Origin of the sequence: Streptococcus mitis (assembly GCF_002860865.1) — a bacterium.
In the GTDB taxonomy this organism is placed as follows: Bacteria; Bacillota; Bacilli; order Lactobacillales; family Streptococcaceae; genus Streptococcus; species Streptococcus mitis_AT.
This window is the reverse complement of the sequence record NZ_PKIE01000002.1, coordinates 77,119-97,597: the sequence shown is the minus strand read 5'-3', so window position 1 is coordinate 97,597 and position 20,479 is coordinate 77,119. Positions and strand designations below refer to the sequence as shown.

Below are 20,479 nucleotides of genomic sequence, written 5' to 3'. Positions count from 1 at the left end.
GGAAGGAGTGCTTAAAGTGAGATGGTTTCATAAATCAAGAAAAACAAACTCTGAATTATTATTTGATATAGTTACCTATGGTTTAGCAATTTTCCTTATCCTGTTAATTGTTTATCCGTTATGGTTTGTAGTGATTGCATCTTTTAGTAATCCTTCAGATGTTGCAAATGGAAAGGTATGGTTTATTCCTAGAGAATGGAAATTAGATGGATATTTACGTCTTATTCAACAACCTTTATTCTTACGTAGCTATCTAAATACCATTTTATATACTGTTGTTGGTACCTTAGTTGCTTTAGTAGTCAATATTCCAGCTGGTTATGCTTTATCTAGAAAAGAATTAGTTGGTAGAAAATGGATGAGTATTCTATACATAATCCCTATGTTCGTATCAGGTGGCTTGATTCCTACCTACTTAACAGTAAAGAATGTTGGCCTAATTGATACATTTTGGGTAATGGTAATACCTTTTGCGGTTTCATCATACAATATTATTGTTGCTAGAACTTTCTTTAATAATAGTATTCCAGACGGGATGTGGGAGGCTGCGCAAATTGATGGCTGTGGTACAATTCGTTATTTTATTAAAATAGTTGTTCCGTTATCAAAAGCTATTATAGCAGTTATTGGACTTTGGACTGCAGTTGGTATTTGGAATTCGTGGTTTAATGCTTTAATTTATTTAACGAATGAAAATTTACAGCCATTGCAATTAATTTTACGACGTTTACTAATTAGTAATCAAATGTTACAATCGCAAGCAACAGGAGAAGTGGCATCAGATCTTCGTATCAAAGCCGATATGATGAAATATGCAGCAATTGTTATTTCAACCGCTCCGATTATGTTGCTATATCCCTTTGTTCAAAAATATTTTAATCAAGGCGTAATGATTGGTGCCTTGAAAGAATAGGAGAAAAACATGAAACATAAATCATTTACATATTTGTTCTTAGGAACAGTTACACTTGCTGGCTTAACAGCCTGTGCAAATTCTAATAATGCGAATAAGGACGATAAGTCTGGAGAAGATTCTTATAAAATCACAACTGTTCGTTGGTCTGACTGGGGAGAAGATTATCATAAAGGTTTTCTAACAGATTCTGCCAAAGAAGCAGGTATTGAAGTTAAATGGGATACACTTGTAGCCGCAGATTGGGCAGATAAGAAATCTGTTTTGGTTGCTAGCGGAGATTTACCAGATGCATTTTTGGGTTCAAATGCATTTACAGATTCAGAAATTGCTCAGAACCAATCTCTATTTATCCCGTTGGAAGATTTAATCAAAGAAAATATGCCCAATTTAACTAAGGCTATGGAAAAAGAACCTAAGATTAAAGCTATGATTACTTCACCAGATGGTCATATCTACAGCCTGCCTAAAAAATTACCGATGCGCCCTACGGTAGCTAATCAGCTATTTATTAATAAAAAGTGGCTGGATAATTTAGGTTTAAAGGTTCCAGAAACTTATGATGATTTAGTAAAAGTACTACAAGAATTTAAGGATAAAGATGCAAACGGAAATGGAGATGCTTCTGATGAAATTCCATTCGGAGCAGGAAACTTTGATCCAACATTCTCATATATTCTTCCGTTCAATAATCGATTAGGTGCAGATAATACGTATGAAATGTCTGTAAAAGATGGAAAACCAGTCTACCTTCGTACAGAAGAAAGTTACAAACAAGGGATTGCAGCAATGCACGAATCTTATAAAAAAGGTTTGATTGATCCGGAAATCTTTACAGAAGATACCTCTATGAGTGTAGCGAAACGTATGGATAAGGGAGTAGCTAGAGTAGGTGTTTCTAGTGGTTGGACAGCAGATGCAACGTTTGGCTTACATTCAAGTGAATATATTGCTCTACCTGCTTTAAAAGGTATGGATGGTAAACAATATGTCTTTTCTGATCCAGATCATTACAACTATGGTCGAAATGAAATTTTGATTACAAATAAGAGCAAAAATCCTGCTAAATTATTGAAATGGTTGGATAAATTATATACAGATGAAGCAAGTATTCAGAATTTCTATGGATCATTTGGAATAGCTACTGAAAAGAATGGTGATAAGTTTAAAGTGTTACCTCCTAAAGATGGTAAATCAGCTGATGAATGGGCATGGATTAATTCACTTCGGGATTTTGGTCCTAAATACGTAAGTGATGATATCAATAGTCGTGTAGAAATCGATCAAACACAAGGTGATGGATTGAAATTGAAGATGGACCAAGATTTGAAACAATTTGCGTTGCCAGCTTACCCTAATGTGATTTATTCACAAGAAGAGCTTAACAAATTATCATCAATCTATGTTAGTATTGAATCCTATGTCAAACAACAAGCATCTAAATGGGTAGTTGAAGGTGGCATAGAAAAAGAATGGGACTCATACAAAGAAACTCTTAAGAATATGGGCTTGGACGAATTTATGAAGATTCAACAGGAAGCATATAATCGTTACCAAAAAGAAGTAAAAGAGTAATACTTTATATGAACTCTTGGTTGTATAAACAAGGGACTAGCTAATTACAGGAAGCGAGACTGATAACATCAGATTATCTCGCTTCCTTTATTCTAATTTTTAAAGAAATTTGGAAATGTTTTTTAAATAATTTAGGTAATATTTTTGTGCAACTGACATTCTAAAATATAGAGTTAAGACGATTGATTTTATGGAGATATCTATTATGCAAAAATTATTTTCATTAGATGGAAAAGTGGTTAGAATTTTAACTTTTTTGACAGATTTAATTATTTTAAATACTCTATTTATTGTTAGTTGTATTCCAATAGTTACAATTGGGGCATCACTAACTTCTCTTACGACAATGTGGTATCGTATTTTAAAAGGTAAAGATACCGATATTACTTATCATTATTTTCGGATCTTTAGACGAAATTTTAAACAGTCAACTTTTATTTGGTTGTTTATCCTCCTAATAGAATTACTTTTATATGTGAACTATTGTCTTTGGGGCTATTCAAGTTTATTTTCAGAGTATAGTTTATTGTTAGTGTTGCCCTTTTTATTTGTTATAATACTTTTGATGAGTGTTATTTTTCCCTATATTGGTCTATTTAAAGATAATCTAAAAAATAGTATTGTAAATAGCGTATTAATTTGTATTTTAAATCCAATACAAGCTATCATGTTGGTTTTATTTAATATTTCTGTACTGTATATGAGTTTTAGTAGTCCAGAACGAGTTTTAACAGCTATTTACGTATTTACATTTGGGGGATTTGCTTTTTGCGGATTGATGAATGTAACGATAACAAATAAAATGTTTGATAAGGTAAAGAAATTTACTAAAAGGAGGACAACAAATTGAAAATTTTTAAGGGAGAGTTTTATCGAATTTCTGTATTAACAGACAAGCTAGTAAGGTTAGAATACTCTCAAACTGGAAGTTTTGAGGATAGAACGACACAACTTATCTATAATAGAGATTTTGGCCAAGTTTCGTTAGATTATATCGAGACATCAAACGTACTAGATATTATGACGGACTATTTTCATCTGCACTTTAATAAAGGAGAATTTAACGCCGAAAATTTATTTATAGAATTAAAAGGAAATTTTGCCGTATATGGTAGTCGCTGGTATTTTGGTGAATCTATTGAAACGTTAAAAGGAACAGCTCGGACTCTGGATAAGGCAGATGGAGCCATCCCATTAGAAGATGGAATTATTAGTCGAAATGGTATTGCCTTACTGGATGATTCTCAAGGATTTATTTGGGATGAACAGTCTGGTTATACTGAGAGAGAAAATCAAATTGACCTGTATTTCTTTGCCTATGGGCATGATTATAGAGGAGCAATCAGAGACTTTTACCATTTGACTGGTTCAACACCCTTGTTGCCAAGATACGCTTTAGGTAATTGGTGGAGTAGGTATTGGCCTTATACATCGGATGAATACTTGGATTTAATAGATAGGTTTAAAACAGAGAAAATTCCATTATCTATCGGTGTGTTAGATATGGATTGGCATATAACTGACATTCCAGCTCGTTTTGGAAGTGGCTGGACAGGATATAGTTGGAATAAAAACTTAATACCTAATCCAGAACAGTTATTGCAACAACTTCATGATAGAAAGTTAAAACTCTCTTTAAATGTCCATCCTGCTGATGGTATACGGGCTTATGAAGAAGCTTATCCTCGAGTCGCCCAACGATTGGGATTAAATGTAGAACTAGAAGAACCTGCTATTTTTGATTTTTTTAATCCATCTTTTAGAGAAGCCTACTTTAAAGATGTTCATTATAAGCTAGAAAAGCAGGGAGTAGATTTTTGGTGGATTGACTGGCAACAAGGGACACAAGGCATGTTGGATCCACTGTGGCTTTTAAACCATTATCACTATCAGGATAGTTGTAAAAATGCAGAAGGTGGTTTGATTTTATCAAGATATGCAGGTCCCGGTAGTCATCGCTACCCTGTTGGTTTTTCAGGAGATACCATTATTAGTTGGAATTCCTTAAGATTTCAACCTTATTTTACGGCGACAGCATCAAATATCGGTTATAGTTGGTGGAGCCATGATATCGGTGGGCACATGCTGGGGGATTATGACGAAGAGCTACAAACCAGATGGCTACAGTTTGGCGTTTTTAGTCCGATTACTCGCTTACATAGTTCTAGAAGCCCCTTTAATAGTAAAGAACCTTGGTTTTTTTCAGAAACAACATCTAAGATTATGAAGAAATACCTTCGTTTGAGACATCAGATGATTCCATATCTATATACCATGAATGTAAAGACACATGAGGAAGGTGCCCCATTAATCAGCCCAATGTATTATTTCTACCCAGAGAATGATGAGAGCTATAATGTTCCAAACCAATACTTTTTTGGAACAGAACTGATGGTGGCTCCCATTGTAGAAAAGATGGATTTGGCGTTCCAATCTGCAAAAGTAGATGTATGGTTCCCTGAAGGTGAATGGTATGACTTCTTTTCAGAGAAAAAATATACAGGTGGTGTGAAGTTAAGTGTTTATAGAGACATTTCGACGATGCCTGTGTTTGCAAAAAGTGGTGCAATCATTCCCTTGGTTGGTTCTGAGATAGATATGGGTGTTGATTTACCTGAAGTTGTAGATTGGTATGTATTCCCAGGCAAACAACATTCTTTTGAAATGATTGAAGATCAAAATGGTCAAAGATATAAAACAAGATTGTCAATCGACTGGGAAATGGGGATGGTAGAGTTAACATTACAAGGAGATTCTAGTATCGTTCCAAGCAATAGAATTCATAGAATTCATTTTAAAGGAACGAATGTGTCTATCATTGAATTGCCAAATAAGAATGCTACAGCTGGATTTGAATATAAAGATAATAAAACAACATCCCTAAATGACGAAGTTTTTAGACTACTAAAGACGGTTTCTCTTCCATATGAATTAAAAGATAGATTATTAAATCAATTCATCAATGCCAAAAATTCTCATGAGTTAATGAATATCTTGCATCATCAGGATAAGGAATTGAGAGGGCGTTTGTTGGAAAAGATATTTACTAGCGAAAACTAATTGAGACATTTCGTACACAATTTCTATTATTTAATGTGTAACAGTTTTACATCTCTATGCTTATTGACTTGTATTTTAGTAATTACAAGTTTGGCATAGGGATGTTTTTTGTTTACTGAAGAGGAAAGGATAAGTATGTTTCAAGGTTTGAAACATTTTTAAACTAAACAAGAGCAAATTTTTAAAGGTGATTTTTTAAAGTAACTTTCGCTTGCCTGACCGAAGTGGAAGTTAGTCTGAAACGGATTTTTATGGTGGAATTAAGTATGAGACGTGTGATTTTTTCAGAAAATTTTCTAAAACAAACAGGATTTGTTTGACATTTATTTGAAAATTCTGTAAAATGAATTATTATATCGTTCAAGGAGAATATATATGGAAAAACAGAAAACATTTTTTGGACATCCTATGGGCTTGTCCACCCTCTTCTTTACAGAGATGTGGGAACGCTTTTCTTACTATGGGATGCGAGCTATCCTACTTTACTATATGTACTATAGTGTGCAAGATGGTGGATTGGGAATGGATAAGACCACAGCTGCATCGGTTATGGCGATTTATGGCTCGCTGGTATTTTTATCCTCGGTTGTCGGTGGTTTTGTCAGTGACCGTATTTTAGGAAGCCGTAAGACTGTCTTTTACGGTGGGATTCTGATTATGCTAGGGCATATTGCTTTAGCAACACCTTTTGGACAAGTGGCTCTCTATCTTTCTATTGCCTTGATTATCTTTGGAACTGGATTTTTAAAACCCAATATCTCAGATATGGTTGGGGGAATTTATGAGAAAGAGGATGATAGACGGGATGCAGGTTTTAGTATCTTTGTATTTGGTATTAACTTAGGTGCCTTCGTTGCCCCTTATCTAGTAGGTTATCTAGGTCAGGAAGTCAATTTCCATCTAGGTTTCTCATTAGCTGCCATTGGGATGTTCTTTGGTTTGGTGAAGTATGTTTTAGATGGGAAGAAATACCTGCCTGAATCAAGTCTTTACCCTACTGATCCACTTTCGCAGAAGGACCAGCAGACCTTGATTAAACGTTTGCTGATTACACTTGTCATGGTTATTCTCGTGGTTATAGGTTTAGTCTTTACTCACCAGTTTAACGTGGATATGATTGTTAATATCTTTACAGTGATTGCGGTAATCATTCCAATCTACTATTTCTTCAAAATTTTATCTAGTCATAAAATAACTGCTACTGAGAGATCCCGAGTGTTTGCCTACATTCCTTTATTTATCGCTGGAGTACTCTTCTGGTCTATTGAGGAGCAGGGATCTGTTGTTCTCGCTCTATTTGCGGATGATCAAACTCGACTTTACTTTAATGTATTTGGAAATCAAATTCATTTCCCATCTAGCTTTTTCCAAAGTATCAATCCACTTTTCATTATGATTTATGTGCCGATTTTTGCATGGTTGTGGGGGAAAATGGGTAAAAAGCAACCGTCCTCTTCTAAGAAATTTGCTTACGGTTTATTAGCAGCAGGTTTATCCTTCTTGTGGATGATGTTACCAGGGATGCTCTTTGGGACAGATGTTAAGGTCAGTCCTTTCTGGTTGATTATGAGTTGGGCTATTGTGATTGTGGGGGAGATGTTGATTTCGCCTATTGGTCTATCAGTCACTACTAAGCTAGCACCAAAATCCTTCCAAGCACAAATGATGTCTATCTGGTTCTTGAGTAATGCAGCTGCCCAAGCTATCAATGCTCAAATTGTAAAATTTTATACAAGTGAAACTGAAGTGGCTTACTATGGAATTGTTGGAGGAATTACGATTGTATTCGGTATTATCTTACTCTTCTACGTTCCACGTATTGAAAAACTAATGTCTGGTATCAAATAGAGAAAAACTGGAATTTCTGTAGGAATTTTAAAAGTTAGATCAATTATTTATTCAAAGGATTTAGTTCTGTATTGTATAGGGCTAGATCCTTTTAGTTTGATTAATACTCTTCGAAAATCTCTTCAAACCGCGTCAACGTCGCCTTGCCGTATATATGTGACTAACTTCGTCAGTCTTATCTACAACCTCAAAACAGTGTTTTGAGCAACCTGCGGCTAGTTTCCTAGTTTGCTCTTTGATTTTCATTGAGTATAAAACTCACGATGTTTCTGCTTTTCCTAGTGGACATTTGTCTACTTTTTTTATATAATAAAACTAAACCATAATGGTTGAGTTTTGAAATTATGGATTCAAGCATCGATTAGTCTTTCTAAGGGAGATAGTGTCCATTAAAGCATCATAATAGGAGGTGAAGTATGTATCAGCCAGAAAAATTAAAGGCTCGGAGGAAAGAGTTAAAACTGACACAGAAGGAAATTGCAGAGCAACTTGGGATTAGTTTCCAAGCTTACTCAGCTTGGGAACGTGGAGTCAAGGAACCGTCCAAGGAGAAAGTTACTCAGTTAGAGAATATTTTAAAAGTGCCAAAAGGATATTTTACTCAGATCGAGATTGTCCGTCTCTACCATAGCCTCTCCAAGCAAGGGCAGGAGAAGGTTGTTCTCTATGCTCGCAACCTATCTCAAGAGGAGCAAGCCCAGAAAGTGATAGCTATGCCAGAGCGCCTCTACGAGTACCGTGTTTATGAACGCATGTCAGCAGGTATTGGGGCTTCGGTCTACGATGATCAGAATTTTGATACGGTTTACTTTAATGAGGAATTGGCTCATGATTTTGCGTCATGGGTGTCTGGGGACTCCATGGAACCTAAATACCAAAATGGTTCAGTAGCTCTGATTCGAGAGACAGGATTTGACTATGACGGGGCGGTTTATGCAGTGGTTTGCAACAACCAGACCTATATCAAACGGGTCTATCGAGAGGAGAATGGATTGCGTCTGGTCTCTATCAATCCTAAATACAAGGATATTTTCATCTCCTATGAGGAAGATCCTCGGATTGTTGGCATTATCGTTGGGAATTTTGTACCGATGGAGGGCTAGTCAATGGGCTACTTTGATTATTCCAGAGAGCCCCAAAGTGACATTGCCTTTGTCGATATGAAATCCTTTTATGCTAGTGTTGAGTGTGTGAAAAGGGGCTTACATCCGCTGAAAACCTCGCTTTGTGTCATGAGTCGCGCGGATAACTCAACTGGTCTTATCCTAGCCTCCTCTCCCCTGTTTAAGAAGATTTTTGGCAAGTCAAATGTTGGTCGGGCCTATGATTTGCCTTTTGATATCAAAACGCGAAAATTTTCCTATTACAATGCTCGAAAGCAAGGGCTACCTACCGACTCAGACTATGTTCGCTACATCGAAGATTGGGCTCAAGTGACCTTGATTGTGCCACCTAGGATGGATGAGTACATCGCAGTCAATATGGAAATCCAGCGAATCTTTCAGAATTATGGCAGTCCAGATGATATTTATCCCTACTCTATCGATGAGGGCTTTATTGACCTGACTAGTTCACTTAATTATTTCATTTCAGACAAGAGTCTCTCTCGCAAAGACAAGCTGGATATGCTTTCTGCTCGTATTCAGAGGGATATTTGGAGGCAGACAGGGATCTACTCTACAGTGGGCATGTCAAATGCCAATCCTTTAATGGCCAAGTTGGCTCTGGATAATGAAGCCAAGCACACTCGGACCATGAGGGCCAACTGGTCTTACCAGGATGTGGAAGAGAAGGTCTGGTCCATTCCCAAGATGACGGATTTTTGGGGGATTGGCAGGCGGATGGAGAAACGCTTGCATGCTCTGGGGATTTTTTCCATCAAGGAATTGGCAACCAGCAATCCCGACCAGCTAAAAAAAGCTCTGGGTCAGTCTGGCTTGCGTTTGTGGTTTCATGCTAACGGGATTGATGAGAGCAATGTTCATAAGCCCTATAAAGCCAAATCCAAGGGCTTGGGGAATTCTCAAATCTTGCCGAGAGACTACGTGAAGCTACGGGATATTGAAATTATTCTCCGAGAAATGGCGGAGCAGGTGGCTATTAGATTGAGAAGGTCTGGCAAGAAAACAACCCTTGTTTCTATCTATGTCGGTTTCTCTAAACAGGAGGCTAGGTCGTCTATTCACACACAAATGAAGGTCGAACCTACCAATAATACAGCTGTCTTAACGGATTATGTTTTGAAGCTATTTCATAACAAATACACTTCTGGAGCGGTTAGAAGTGTCGGAGTTAACTATTCAGGCTTTGTGGATGAGTCCTTTGGTTTGATTTCCCTTTTTGATGATGTTGACAAGTTAGAAAAAGAAGAAAGGCTCCAGACGGCCATTGACTCCATTCGGGAACAATTTGGTTTCACTTCCCTTTTAAGAGCCAATGCACTGGAAGAAGCCTCTAGGAGTCTTGCTAGAAGCAAGCTGATTGGAGGACATTCTGCTGGAGGATTAGATGGATTACAATGATTGATCGTTCTTATTTACCTTTTCAATCCGCGCGAGATTATCAAGATCCAGGTATGAAGAAGTGGATGGGATTTTACCTTTCAGAACACACCAGTTCGCTCAGTGAAGAAAAAAGCCGTGTTGATTTTTCGACGGATTTGACTCCAGATGATAAGTTGCACTTGCTTTCTCAGCTTTATGTTGGCCAACTTAGGGGAAGTTTTGTGCTAAAGGAAAAGAAGCAGAAAACCACTATCATCGGTGTGGTGAGAGAGTTATCGCCTCAGACTCTATCTATTAGGACAAACGTGGGATATAGGTTGATAGAGGTTGCAGATATCCTAGAAATTCGGCTGTGGGAGGAGGGAGTTTATGACTAGAAAAGAGCTGTATGAAAACAAACTGCAGATGGATTATTTTTCAGATGACTATATTCGTTTTGAATAGGATTTTCAAAAATACTCTGCCATGAACGTACCCTTGACTTTCTTGATTGATGACATCCTACGAACCATGGCGATGAATCAGAAAAACTACTTTGTCTTAAACAAGGAAAATGCCAAGGATGGGCGAGAGCATAGCTTTTATTTCAGGGTGGTAACGGAAAAAGCGTGTCCTAGAAATAGGACATATGTATATGCTGGGGTTGAAAATAGTGTCTAGTAGTGAATTGTCTGCTATGAATGTATCATTTTTACAACACTTCATGTTTCATATCATGGAGTGTTTTTCTATTTAAGTCAAAGCCCATCAAAAAATCTCACTATTCATTAGGCTAAAGGAAACCTAATCATAGTGAGATTGTGAATTATAGTAGTTTTTGTATCGCCTCTTCAATTTGTTTTGGGTCCGTTTTTGAAGAGAAGCGTTCAAAGACTTGCCCATCACGATCGATGAGAAATTTAGCGAAATTCCATTCGATTCGTTTTCCTAGTGGGCCAGATTTCTGGTCTTTCAACCAAACATAGAGGGGATCTGACTCCTTACCGTTGACCTTGATCTTGGCAAAACGTGGGAAAGTGGTTTGATAGTGTAGGCTACAGAAGGCGTTGATTTCCTCTGCGCTGCCTGGTGCTTGTCCCATAAACTGATTGCAAGGGAAGTCTAAAATTTCAAAACCTTGTTCTTGATAGCGATCATAGAGTTCTTGAAGTCCTTGGTACTGGGGCGTTAAACCACATCCAGTAGCAGTGTTGACAATCAAGAGAACCTTACCACGATAGGTCTCTAGTGGAGTTTCTTGATGGTCTTGGTTCAAGACTGAAAAATCGTATAGTGAAGTCATTGATTGCTTTTCTCCTTCTGTTTGGTATTTTTAGGAGTTTTCTCCTCTTGTAGTGATAGAAATCCGTAGGTCAGGGTTCCGAAAATACTACCGATAATGAGGCCATACATCAGGAAAGGAACACTTTTATCGAATTGCATGAGCAACTTCCCAAAATCTGAAAAGGACATCTGCTGAACGAAGACTTTATGAAAGATGAGTAGGGTAAAGAGGCCAATCTGAAGGCCGATAAACACAATCCAGCTTCGGAATTTGATTTGGGCTTTGCTGTAGGTTTTGAGGATGATTTCTGACTTGTCATCTTTTTCCAAGTGGAGTTCTTTGACGGCTCTTTGAGTTTTTAAGGTAATGAAAAAAATGAGTCCAGAGTAAACATAGGGCATGGCATAGCGAACGACCTCTATGAAGCGTCCAAATAATAGATAAAACAAGAAGAGAAAGAAGGAAGAATAAACGATTTGGACCATGGAACGGGCACAAGCCTTGTAGATAATTTCTTGTCGGCATTCATCAAAAGGGCCTTGGATATGAAAGAGATTTCGGAGTAGGCGAGTGGTTAAGTCATCTTTTTTCATACTAGTAACCTCCTAAATGAGCAGTTTTACTGACTTTCTTTTACGAATTGATAGAGATAATAAAGATAAGTGATAGAAGAAAGGCTAGCGATAGTGAGCAGTAAATAATATTTCCAATTGCTTGAGATGACCATCAATTGTGGTAAAGATAGAATCATAAAGCACAGTGCTAAGTTGAGTATGCTCGTTTTTTGGGAGTCAATCTTTAGATAAGTTAGTCCTTTGTTGAGGGCTGGAACAAAGACTGGAAGGAGGACTATATCGTAGATTGGCAAGTTCCCTGAAACGATGATGAAGATGAGCAGAGAACTGAACAAAAGATGATAGGTCAGTAAAGTTAGTAATGATTTCATAGGTACCTCCTAATCCTGGTCTTTTTTAGCTCTTGCAATACGAAGTGAGTCGACAATATGCATCATCACTCCGAAAAAGAAAGCTCCCAGTATAGTTTTAAAAATATGTTTTGTATTTAGAAGAGAAGTGATAAAATTTGGATTTTCACTTGTTAGGGTATCAATGAGTGGAATTATAAAAAATATCACTATTCCATAAATCGAACCTGCTTTCAGACCAGGATAACGTAACTGTTTCTTTTCTTTTTTCATAGGGCACCTCCTAATACTCATCCTGATTTTTCTTGGCTTTTGCAATGCGACGGGAGATGAGGAACTGTATGCTTGCCCCGAAGAAGATAGAACCGAGAATGCTTGATACACCATTTCTTATAGTGAGAAGAGACTGAAAATAGTCCTGACCTTCACCTATGAGTATATCGAGAAGAGGAGTTATAAAAAATATCCATAGACCAAAGAACAAACCTGCTTTCAGACCTGGGTAATGTAGTTGCTTGCTTTCTTTCTCACTCAGCATATCTGGATCAATAGCTGTAATCCCTGTTTTTTTGGTTTGGGAGAGCACATAGAAAGCAGAAATCATCGAAATGCCGAATACCACAATAGGATAGCCGATAGCGACAATTTGCGGGTATTTATAAGCGAGGACAAAGGGGATGAGATTTCCAAATGTCATCAGATAAAAGAGGATGATAAAAACTTGATTGCCGATACGATCAGCCTCGCGTCGTTTGTGTTCATCAAGTGGTCCTGAAATGCCATAAATGCGTTTGATAAGTTTTTCAGTGAAGGCTTCTTTTTTCATGAGTTGGCTCCTTTTTTAAAAATTATCCTCCCAAAAGAGACTGTTGAGGTCAGTTTGGAGGCTACGAGCGAGATTGAGACAGAGTTCCAGGGTTGGATTGTACTTGTCGTTTTCAATCATATTGATGGTTTGTCTCGAGACACCGATATCCTTGGCGAGCTCGAGCTGGGAAATGCCTAGTTCCTTGCGAAATTCTTTCACACGATTCATCTATTCTCCTTTCTGGTTTGTGTCGCATATATTTGACTATATTATATTCTTCTGTGAAGTAGATGTCAAGCATATTTGACATATTTCTTAAAGAAATTCTTACTTGTTTGTGGCCTATTTGTCTGACTAGTGCAAGCTGGTCGGATTTGTGGTAAAATAGATAAGATATGACAAAAGAATTTCATCATGTAACGGTCTTACTCCACGAAACGATTGATATGCTCGACGTAAAGCCTGACGGTATCTACGTTGATGCGACTTTAGGTGGAGCAGGCCACAGCGAATATTTATTAAGTAAATTAAGTGAAAAAGGCCATCTCTATGCCTTTGACCAGGACCAGAATGCCATTGACAACGCGCAAAAACGTTTGGCACCCTATATCGAAAAAGGGATGGTAACCTTTATCAAGGACAATTTCCGTCATTTACAGGCCCGTTTGCGCGAAGCTGGTGTTCAGGAAATTGATGGAATTTGTTATGACTTGGGAGTGTCTAGTCCTCAGCTGGACCAGCGTGAGCGTGGTTTTTCTTATAAAAAGGATGCGCCACTGGACATGCGCATGAATCAGGATGCTAGTCTGACAGCTTATGAAGTGGTGAACCACTATGACTATCATGACTTGGTTCGTATTTTCTTTAAGTATGGCGAGGATAAATTCTCTAAACAGATTGCGCGTAAGATTGAACAAGCGCGTGAAATAAAGCCAATCGAGACAACGACTGAATTGGCAGACATTATCAAGTCGGCCAAACCTGCCAAGGAACTCAAGAAGAAGGGGCATCCTGCCAAGCAGATTTTCCAGGCTATTCGAATTGAAGTCAATGATGAACTGGGAGCAGCAGATGAATCTATCCAGCAGGCTATGGAGATGTTGGCTATAGATGCTAGAATCTCAGTGATTACCTTCCATTCGCTAGAAGACCGCTTGACCAAGCAATTGTTCAAGGAAGCTTCAACAGTTGAAGTTCCCAAAGGCTTGCCTTTCATCCCGGATGATCTCAAGCCCAAGATGGAATTGGTATCCCGTAAGCCAATCTTGCCAAGTGCAGAAGAATTAGAAGCCAATAACCGCTCGCACTCAGCCAAGTTGCGCGTGGCAAGAAAAATTCACAAGTAAGAGGAAAAAATGGTAGATAAGAAAGAAACAACCAGTCAATTCTTGCAGAGTCGTATAAAAAAATTCTCCCGTGTGGAGAAGGCTTTTTATCTCTCCATTGCGTTTACAGCTCTCGTTTTGGCATTGAGTATTATCTTTATGCAGACTCGACTCCTACAAGTACAAAATGATCTGACAAAAATCAATGCCCAGATAGAGGAGAAGAAGACAGAATTGGATGATGCCAAACAAGAGGTAAATGAATTGTTGAGGGCAGAACGCTTGAAAGAAATCGCAAATTCTAAGGACTTAAAATTGAATAACGAGAATATTCGATCAGCGGAGTAAGATATGAAGTGGACAAAAAGAATAACCCGATTTGCGATTAGAAACCGTAAATCTCCAGCAGAAAACCGTAAAATAGTGGGGAAGTACATCAGCTTGTTAGCTGTCGTACTTTTCGCTGTCTTTTTGGTCAATTTTGCTGTTATTATCGGAAGTGGTAGTAAATTTGGAACAGATCTAGTAAAAGAGGCTAAGAAAGTTCACCAAATAACTCGTACAGTCCCTGCCAAACGTGGGACTATTTATGATCGAAATGGAGTCCCGATTGCTGAGGACGCAACCTCCTATAATGTCTATGCTGTTATTGATAAAAAATACAAATCAGCAACGGGTAAAATTCTTTATGTAGAAGATGCCCAGTTTAATAAGGTAGCAGAGGTCTTCCATAAGTATTTGGATATGGACGAGTCTTATGTTAAAGAACAATTGTCTCAACCGAATCTGACTCAAGTTTCTTTTGGTGCAAAGGGAAATGGGATTACCTATGCCAATATGATGGCTATTAAAAAGGATCTAAAAGACGCTAGTGTGGAAGGAATTGACTTCACAACTAGCCCTAATAGAAGCTATCCAAATGGACAATTCGCTTCTAGTTTTATTGGTTTAGCTCAACTCCATGAAAATGAAGATGGAAGCAAGAGTTTGCTGGGAACTTCTGGGATGGAGAGTTCCTTGAACAGTATTCTTGCAGGGAAAGACGGTATTATTACCTATGAAAAAGATCGTCTGGGTAATATTGTCCCCGGAACAGAACAAGTTTCCCAACAAACAGTAGATGGCAAGGATGTTTATACAACATTGTCTAGCCCGCTCCAATCTTTCATGGAAACACAGATGAATGCCTTTCAAGAGAAAGTAAAAGGCAAGTATATGACAGCAACCTTGGTCAGTGCTAAAACAGGGGAAATTCTTGCAACGACGCAGAGACCAACCTTCGATGCTGATACTAAGGAAGGGCTGACTAAGGACTTTGTTTGGCGTGATATCCTCTATCAAAGTAACTATGAGCCGGGGTCAACCATGAAGGTTATGACGCTCGCTGCTGCTATTGATAATAACACTTTCCCAGGAGGAGAAGTTTTCAATAGCAGTGAATTAAAAATAGCGGATGCGACGATTCGAGATTGGGATGTTAATGATGGTTTGACTACTGGTGGGATGATGACTTTCTTACAAGGTTTCGCTCACTCCAGTAATGTTGGAATGAGTCTACTTGAACAAAAAATGGGAGATGCTACTTGGTTGGATTATCTCAATCGCTTTAAGTTTGGGGTGCCGACGCGTTTTGGTCTGACTGATGAGTATTCAGGTCAATTGCCTGCAGATAATATTGTCGATATTGCCATGAGTGCATTTGGTCAGGGGATTTCTGTAACGCAGACCCAGATGCTACGTGCTTTTACAGCCATTGCCAACGATGGGGTTATGTTGGAGCCAAAATTTATAAGTGCTATTTATGATACTAACAATCAGTCTGTACGAAAGTCTCAAAAAGAGATTGTAGGAAAACCTGTATCTGAAGATGCAGCAAGCTTGACTCGTACTAACATGATATTAGTTGGGACGGACCCTCTATATGGAACTATGTATAATCACTACACAGGAAAGCCAATTATAACAGTTCCTGGACAAAATGTAGCAGTTAAATCCGGTACGGCTCAAATCGCTGATGAGAAAAATGGAGGATACTTGGTTGGTTCTACCAATTATATTTTCTCAGTTGTGACTATGAATCCTGCTGAAAATCCTGATTTTATCTTGTATGTAACGGTTCAACAGCCTGAGCATTATTCAGCTGCCCAGTTGGGAGAGTTTTCCAATCCAATATTGGAGCGGGCTTCAGCGATGAAAGAATCTCTGAACCTTCAATCTCCAGCTAAGAATTTAGATCAAGTGACGACAGAATCTTCGTATGCAATGCCTAGCATCAAGGATATTTCACCTGGTGATTTGGCGGAAGCCTTACGTCGAAATATTGTGCAACCAATAGTTGTAGGAACAGGAACAAAGATTAAAGAATCATCTGTAGAAGAAGGAACAGATCTTGCACCTAACCAGCAAGTTCTCCTCTTATCTGATAAAGCAGAGGAAGTTCCAGATATGTATGGTTGGACAAAAGCAACCGCAGAAGCTTTTTCTAAGTGGTTAAATATAGAACTTGTATTTGAAGGTTCGGGCTCTACTGTGCAGAAGCAAGATGTTCGTGCTAATACAGCTATCAAGGACATTAAAAAAATTACATTAACTTTAGGAGACTAATATGTTTATTTCCATCAGTGCTGGAATTGTGACATTTTTACTAACTTTGGTAGGAATTCCAGCCTTTATCCAATTTTATAGAAAGGCGCAAATTACAGGCCAGCAGATGCATGAGGATGTCAAACAGCATCAGGCAAAAGCTGGGACTCCTACAATGGGAGGCTTGGTTTTCTTAATTGCTTCTGTTTTGGTTGCCTTCTTTTTTGCCCTATTTAGTAGCCAATTCAGCAATAATGTAGGAATGATTTTATTCATCTTGGTCCTTTATGGACTTGTCGGATTTTTAGATGACTTTCTCAAGGTCTTCCGTAAAATCAATGAGGGGCTAAATCCCAAGCAAAAATTGGCTCTTCAGCTTCTAGGTGGGGTCGTTTTCTACCTTTTCTATGAGCGCGGTGGAGATATGCTTTCTGTCTTTGGTTACCAAGTGCATCTAGGGATTTTCTATATTGTCTTCGCTCTTTTCTGGCTAGTCGGTTTTTCAAACGCAGTCAACTTGACAGACGGTATTGACGGTTTAGCTAGTATTTCCGTTGTGATTAGTTTGTCTGCCTATGGAGTTATTGCCTATGTGCAAGGTCAGATGGATATCCTTCTAGTGATTCTAGCCATGATTGGTGGCTTGCTCGGTTTCTTTGTCTTTAACCATAAGCCTGCTAAGGTCTTTATGGGTGATGTAGGAAGTTTAGCACTTGGTGGAATGCTTGCAGCTATCTCAATGGCTCTCCACCAAGAATGGACTCTCTTGATTATCGGAATTGTTTATGTTTTTGAAACAACTTCGGTTATGATGCAAGTAAGTTATTTCAAACTGACAGGTGGCAAACGTATTTTCCGTATGACGCCTGTGCATCACCATTTTGAACTTGGAGGATTTTCTGGTAAAGGAAATCCTTGGAGCGAGTGGAAGGTTGACTTCTTCTTTTGGGGAGTGGGGCTTCTAGCAAGTCTCCTGACCCTAGCAATTTTATATTTGATGTAAGAATGGCACCCTGACGTTTCAGGGTGTTTTTGCTTTTTAAAAAATATTGGTCAATCAAAGTCAAATTTCTTGACCTTTTCTGACTAATGTAGTATATTATGAACGTAAGGTAAATGAAAGCCTTACTAGAACGCTTATACTCAATGAAAATCAACGAGCAAACTAGGAAGTGCTCAAAACACTGTTTTGAGGTTACAGATAGAACTGACGTGGTTTGAAGAGATTTTCGAAGAGTATAAAAAACATTGGTCAATCAAAGTCAAAACTCTTGACCTTTTTTGACTAATGTGGTATATTATGAACGTAAGGTAAATGAAAGCCTTACTAGAACACTTATTTAAAGTAAAAAAGAAAGAGGTGGGGTCTATGTTTAATCTAGAAATCTTCAGAAGTAAAGATAGTCTACTCCTGCTTGAAAAAGAAAAACCAGAAATAGTACGTAGAGTAGCGATTTAGCTAGTCTAAATTTTTAAAACAAAGGTCAAAGATAGTCAATATCAGTAATCATAACTAAGTAAACAAAAAGAGGTAAAGAATATGAATAACAACTTTAATAACTTTAACAACATGGATGATTTATTTAACCAATTGATGGGTGGTATGCGTGGATATAGTTCAGAAAACCGTCGTTACTTGATTAACGGCCGTGAAGTAACGCCTGAAGAATTCGCTATTTACCGTCAAACTGGTCAACTTCCAAGCGAAGGAAGTGAACAAGCTCAGTACGTTCAAGGTAAAGGTATGAAACAAGATGGTGTCCTTGCTAAACTAGGTCGTAACTTGACAGCAGAAGCGCGTGAGGGCAAGCTGGATCCTGTTATCGGACGAAACAAGGAAATTCAAGAAGCATCTGAAATTCTTTCACGCCGTACCAAGAACAATCCTGTTTTAGTCGGAGACGCAGGTGTTGGTAAGACAGCAGTTGTCGAAGGTCTAGCACAAGCCATTGTGAATGGTGATGTTCCAGCTGCTATTAAGAATAAGGAAATTATTTCCATTGATATCTCAGGCCTTGAGGCTGGGACCCAATACCGTGGTAGCTTTGAAGAAAACGTTCAAAACTTAGTCAATGAAGTGAAAGAAGCAGGGAATATTATCCTCTTCTTTGATGAAATTCACCAAATTCTTGGTGCTGGTAGCACAGGTGATGGTCAAGGGTCTAAAGGTCTTGCTGATATCTTGAAACCAGCTCTTTCACGTGGAGAATTGACAGTGATTGGCGCAACTACTCAAGATGAATACCGTAATACTATCTTGAAAAATGCAGCCCTTGCTCGTCGTTTCAACGAAGTCAAGGTCAATGCTCCTTCAGCAGAGGATACATATAAAATCCTTCAAGGAATTCGTGACCTCTATCAACAACACCACAATGTCATCTTGCCAGACGAAGTTTTGAAAGCAGCGGTGGATTATTCTGTTCAGTATATTCCTCAACGTAGCTTGCCAGATAAGGCTATCGACCTTGTAGATGTAACGGCAGCTCACTTGGCGGCTCAGCATCCAGTAACAGATGTTCATGCTGTTGAACGTGAAATTGAGGCAGAAAAAGACAAGCAAGAAAAAGCAGTTGAGGCAGAAGATTTTGAAGCAGCTCTAAACTATAAAACACGCATTGCAGAATTGGAAAAGAAAATCGAAAACCATACAGAAGATATGAAAGTGACTGCAAGTGTCAACGATGTGGCTGAATCTGTAGAACGAATGACCGGTATTCCAGTATCTCAAATGGGGGCTACGGACATCGAACGTTTGAAAGATATGGGTCATCGTTTGCAGACGAAAGTTATTGGTCAAGATAAGGCCGTTGAAGCAGTAGCAAAAGCTATCCGTCGTAACCGTGCTGGTTTTGATGAAGGTAACCGTCCAATCGGTAGCTTCCTCTTTGTAGGTCCTACTGGTGTTGGTAAGACTGAGTTGGCTAAACAATTGGCTCTAGATATGTTCGGAACGAAAGATGCTATCATCCGTTTGGACATGTCAGAATACAGCGACCGCACAGCCGTATCTAAATTGATTGGTACAACTGCAGGTTATGTTGGTTACGATGACAACAACAATACCTTGACAGAACGCGTCCGTCGCAATCCATACTCAATCGTCCTTCTCGACGAAATTGAAAAGGCTGACCCTCAAGTCATCACCCTTCTCCTTCAAGTTTTGGATGATGGTCGTTTGACAGATGGTCAAGGTAACACTGTCAACTTCAAGAATACGGTGATTATCGCAACTTCAAACGCAGGCTTTGGTTACGAAGCTAACTTGACAGAAGATGCTGATAAACCAGAATTGATGGATCGTTTGAAACCTTACTTCCGTCCAGAATTCCTTAACCGTTTCAATGCTGTCATCGAATTCTCACACTTGAGCAAAGAAGATCTTTCTAAGATTGTAGACCTTATGTTGGTTGAAGTTAACAAGACGCTTTCTAAGAAAGACATTGACTTGGCAGTGAGCGAAGCTGCTAAAGAATACATGACTGAGGAAGGCTACGATGAAGTCATGGGTGTTCGTCCACTCCGTCGTGTGGTTGAACAACAAATTCGTGACAAAGTCACAGACTTCCACTTGGATAACCTTGATGCTAAACACCTAGAAGCTGACATGGAAGATGGTGTTTTGGTCATTCGTGAAAAAGCCTAAGACAGAATTTTGAGCATAAAAAAGAAGGAGC

The 20,479-nt window shown here is 38.5% G+C and carries 19 protein-coding genes and 1 pseudogene; 14 read left to right on the top strand and 6 right to left on the bottom strand.

The genetic code is table 11. The features are described from left to right. The first annotated feature begins 16 nt into the window (after positions 1-16). The 9 genes and pseudogenes from CYK18_RS04870 (at position 17) to CYK18_RS10930 (ending at position 10,560) form a co-directional block, all read left to right on the top strand. On the top strand, positions 17-913 hold the full coding sequence (locus CYK18_RS04870) for a carbohydrate ABC transporter permease (protein ID WP_001267167.1): 897 nt from the start codon (positions 17-19) through the stop codon (positions 911-913). A 9-nt stretch (positions 914-922) separates the two neighbouring features. Beyond that, positions 923-2,488, top strand: a complete 1,566-nt coding sequence (locus tag CYK18_RS04865; protein WP_101785422.1) for an extracellular solute-binding protein — start codon at positions 923-925, stop codon at positions 2,486-2,488. A 205-nt stretch (positions 2,489-2,693) separates the two neighbouring features. Next, positions 2,694-3,338, top strand: a complete 645-nt coding sequence (locus tag CYK18_RS04860; RefSeq protein WP_101785420.1) for a DUF624 domain-containing protein — start codon at positions 2,694-2,696, stop codon at positions 3,336-3,338. After that, the gene (locus CYK18_RS04855) at positions 3,335-5,548 is read left to right on the top strand and encodes a glycoside hydrolase family 31 protein (protein ID WP_101785418.1); all 2,214 of its coding nucleotides are present in this window, start codon (positions 3,335-3,337) and stop codon (positions 5,546-5,548) included. The genes CYK18_RS04860 and CYK18_RS04855 overlap by 4 nt, the downstream gene beginning before the upstream one ends. A gap of 375 nt (positions 5,549-5,923) precedes the next feature. Further along, complete coding sequence (locus CYK18_RS04850) at positions 5,924-7,396, top strand: peptide MFS transporter (RefSeq protein WP_023945298.1); 1,473 nt, start codon at positions 5,924-5,926, stop codon at positions 7,394-7,396. Positions 7,397-7,812: 416 nt separating this feature from the next. After that, positions 7,813-8,499, top strand: coding sequence for an XRE family transcriptional regulator (locus CYK18_RS04845; protein WP_033678242.1), 687 nt, complete (start codon positions 7,813-7,815; stop codon positions 8,497-8,499). 3 nt (positions 8,500-8,502) lie between these two features. Then, entirely contained in the window at positions 8,503-9,918 is a 1,416-nt protein-coding gene (locus CYK18_RS04840; RefSeq protein ID WP_101785416.1) for a Y-family DNA polymerase, read from the top strand. Continuing rightward, complete coding sequence (locus CYK18_RS04835; RefSeq protein ID WP_101785414.1) at positions 9,915-10,277, top strand: hypothetical protein; 363 nt, start codon at positions 9,915-9,917, stop codon at positions 10,275-10,277. The genes CYK18_RS04840 and CYK18_RS04835 overlap by 4 nt, the downstream gene beginning before the upstream one ends. Further along, positions 10,270-10,560, top strand: a pseudogene (locus tag CYK18_RS10930) (DUF5960 family protein). Before CYK18_RS04835 ends, CYK18_RS10930 begins: the two are co-directional and overlap by 8 nt. 145 nt (positions 10,561-10,705) lie before the next feature. Here the strand turns inward: CYK18_RS10930 and CYK18_RS04825 are convergent. Genes CYK18_RS04825 through CYK18_RS04800 form a run of 6 tightly spaced genes read right to left on the bottom strand, consistent with a single transcriptional unit; the run spans position 10,706 to position 13,125 of the window. Continuing rightward, a complete protein-coding gene (locus CYK18_RS04825; RefSeq protein ID WP_101785412.1) occupies positions 10,706-11,182 on the bottom strand; it encodes a glutathione peroxidase in 477 nt (158 codons plus the stop codon). Beyond that, on the bottom strand, positions 11,179-11,757 hold the full coding sequence (locus CYK18_RS04820) for a DUF3278 domain-containing protein (RefSeq protein WP_101785410.1): 579 nt from the start codon (positions 11,755-11,757) through the stop codon (positions 11,179-11,181). Before CYK18_RS04820 ends, CYK18_RS04825 begins: the two co-directional genes overlap by 4 nt. 26 nt (positions 11,758-11,783) lie before the next feature. Continuing rightward, positions 11,784-12,110 carry a hypothetical protein gene (locus CYK18_RS04815; protein ID WP_101785408.1) on the bottom strand — a complete coding sequence of 109 codons (327 nt, stop codon included), beginning with the start codon at positions 12,108-12,110 and terminating at the stop codon, positions 11,784-11,786. A gap of 9 nt (positions 12,111-12,119) precedes the next feature. Further along, positions 12,120-12,362: a hypothetical protein gene (locus tag CYK18_RS04810; protein ID WP_101776551.1), complete on the bottom strand. Its 243-nt coding sequence runs from the start codon at positions 12,360-12,362 to the stop codon at positions 12,120-12,122. A gap of 10 nt (positions 12,363-12,372) precedes the next feature. Beyond that, positions 12,373-12,915, bottom strand: coding sequence for a DUF3278 domain-containing protein (locus CYK18_RS04805; RefSeq protein ID WP_061758852.1), 543 nt, complete (start codon positions 12,913-12,915; stop codon positions 12,373-12,375). A 15-nt stretch (positions 12,916-12,930) separates the two neighbouring features. Continuing rightward, positions 12,931-13,125, bottom strand: coding sequence for a helix-turn-helix transcriptional regulator (locus CYK18_RS04800; RefSeq protein ID WP_001082471.1), 195 nt, complete (start codon positions 13,123-13,125; stop codon positions 12,931-12,933). Between the two features lie 167 nt (positions 13,126-13,292). Here CYK18_RS04800 and rsmH point away from each other — a divergent pair, with 167 nt between their 5' ends. From rsmH to CYK18_RS04775, 5 genes are all read left to right on the top strand, one after another. Continuing rightward, on the top strand, positions 13,293-14,243 hold the full coding sequence (gene rsmH / locus CYK18_RS04795; RefSeq protein WP_061758851.1) for a 16S rRNA (cytosine(1402)-N(4))-methyltransferase RsmH: 951 nt from the start codon (positions 13,293-13,295) through the stop codon (positions 14,241-14,243). 9 nt (positions 14,244-14,252) lie between these two features. Further along, positions 14,253-14,570: a cell division protein FtsL gene (gene ftsL / locus CYK18_RS04790; protein ID WP_000227825.1), complete on the top strand. Its 318-nt coding sequence runs from the start codon at positions 14,253-14,255 to the stop codon at positions 14,568-14,570. 3 nt (positions 14,571-14,573) lie between these two features. Further along, positions 14,574-16,826 carry a penicillin-binding protein PBP2X gene (gene pbp2x, locus CYK18_RS04785; protein ID WP_101785406.1) on the top strand — a complete coding sequence of 751 codons (2,253 nt, stop codon included), beginning with the start codon at positions 14,574-14,576 and terminating at the stop codon, positions 16,824-16,826. A 1-nt stretch (position 16,827) separates the two neighbouring features. Then, positions 16,828-17,808, top strand: coding sequence for a phospho-N-acetylmuramoyl-pentapeptide-transferase (mraY, locus tag CYK18_RS04780; RefSeq protein WP_101785404.1), 981 nt, complete (start codon positions 16,828-16,830; stop codon positions 17,806-17,808). A 537-nt stretch (positions 17,809-18,345) separates the two neighbouring features. After that, the gene (locus CYK18_RS04775; protein WP_101785402.1) at positions 18,346-20,448 is read left to right on the top strand and encodes an ATP-dependent Clp protease ATP-binding subunit; all 2,103 of its coding nucleotides are present in this window, start codon (positions 18,346-18,348) and stop codon (positions 20,446-20,448) included. Positions 20,449-20,479 lie beyond the last annotated feature (31 nt).

Bases quoted from the DNA above. Each gene is read 5' to 3' on its own strand.
- CYK18_RS04840 (WP_101785416.1), top strand. From the start codon at position 8,503: ATGGGCTACTTTGATTATTCCAGAGAGCCCCAAAGTGACATTGCCTTT.
- CYK18_RS04845 (WP_033678242.1), top strand. From the start codon at position 7,813: ATGTATCAGCCAGAAAAATTAAAGGCTCGGAGGAAAGAGTTAAAACTG.
- CYK18_RS04810 (WP_101776551.1), bottom strand. From the start codon at position 12,362: ATGAAAAAAGAAAAGAAACAGTTACGTTATCCTGGTCTGAAAGCAGGT.
- CYK18_RS04775 (WP_101785402.1), top strand. From the start codon at position 18,346: ATGAATAACAACTTTAATAACTTTAACAACATGGATGATTTATTTAAC.
- CYK18_RS04800 (WP_001082471.1), bottom strand. From the start codon at position 13,125: ATGAATCGTGTGAAAGAATTTCGCAAGGAACTAGGCATTTCCCAGCTC.
- pbp2x (WP_101785406.1), top strand. From the start codon at position 14,574: ATGAAGTGGACAAAAAGAATAACCCGATTTGCGATTAGAAACCGTAAA.
- CYK18_RS04805 (WP_061758852.1), bottom strand. From the start codon at position 12,915: ATGAAAAAAGAAGCCTTCACTGAAAAACTTATCAAACGCATTTATGGC.
- CYK18_RS04835 (WP_101785414.1), top strand. From the start codon at position 9,915: ATGATTGATCGTTCTTATTTACCTTTTCAATCCGCGCGAGATTATCAA.
- CYK18_RS04860 (WP_101785420.1), top strand. From the start codon at position 2,694: ATGCAAAAATTATTTTCATTAGATGGAAAAGTGGTTAGAATTTTAACT.
- CYK18_RS04815 (WP_101785408.1), bottom strand. From the start codon at position 12,110: ATGAAATCATTACTAACTTTACTGACCTATCATCTTTTGTTCAGTTCT.
- ftsL (WP_000227825.1), top strand. From the start codon at position 14,253: ATGGTAGATAAGAAAGAAACAACCAGTCAATTCTTGCAGAGTCGTATA.
- CYK18_RS04820 (WP_101785410.1), bottom strand. From the start codon at position 11,757: ATGAAAAAAGATGACTTAACCACTCGCCTACTCCGAAATCTCTTTCAT.
- CYK18_RS04850 (WP_023945298.1), top strand. From the start codon at position 5,924: ATGGAAAAACAGAAAACATTTTTTGGACATCCTATGGGCTTGTCCACC.
- CYK18_RS04825 (WP_101785412.1), bottom strand. From the start codon at position 11,182: ATGACTTCACTATACGATTTTTCAGTCTTGAACCAAGACCATCAAGAA.
- CYK18_RS04865 (WP_101785422.1), top strand. From the start codon at position 923: ATGAAACATAAATCATTTACATATTTGTTCTTAGGAACAGTTACACTT.
- mraY (WP_101785404.1), top strand. From the start codon at position 16,828: ATGTTTATTTCCATCAGTGCTGGAATTGTGACATTTTTACTAACTTTG.
- rsmH (WP_061758851.1), top strand. From the start codon at position 13,293: ATGACAAAAGAATTTCATCATGTAACGGTCTTACTCCACGAAACGATT.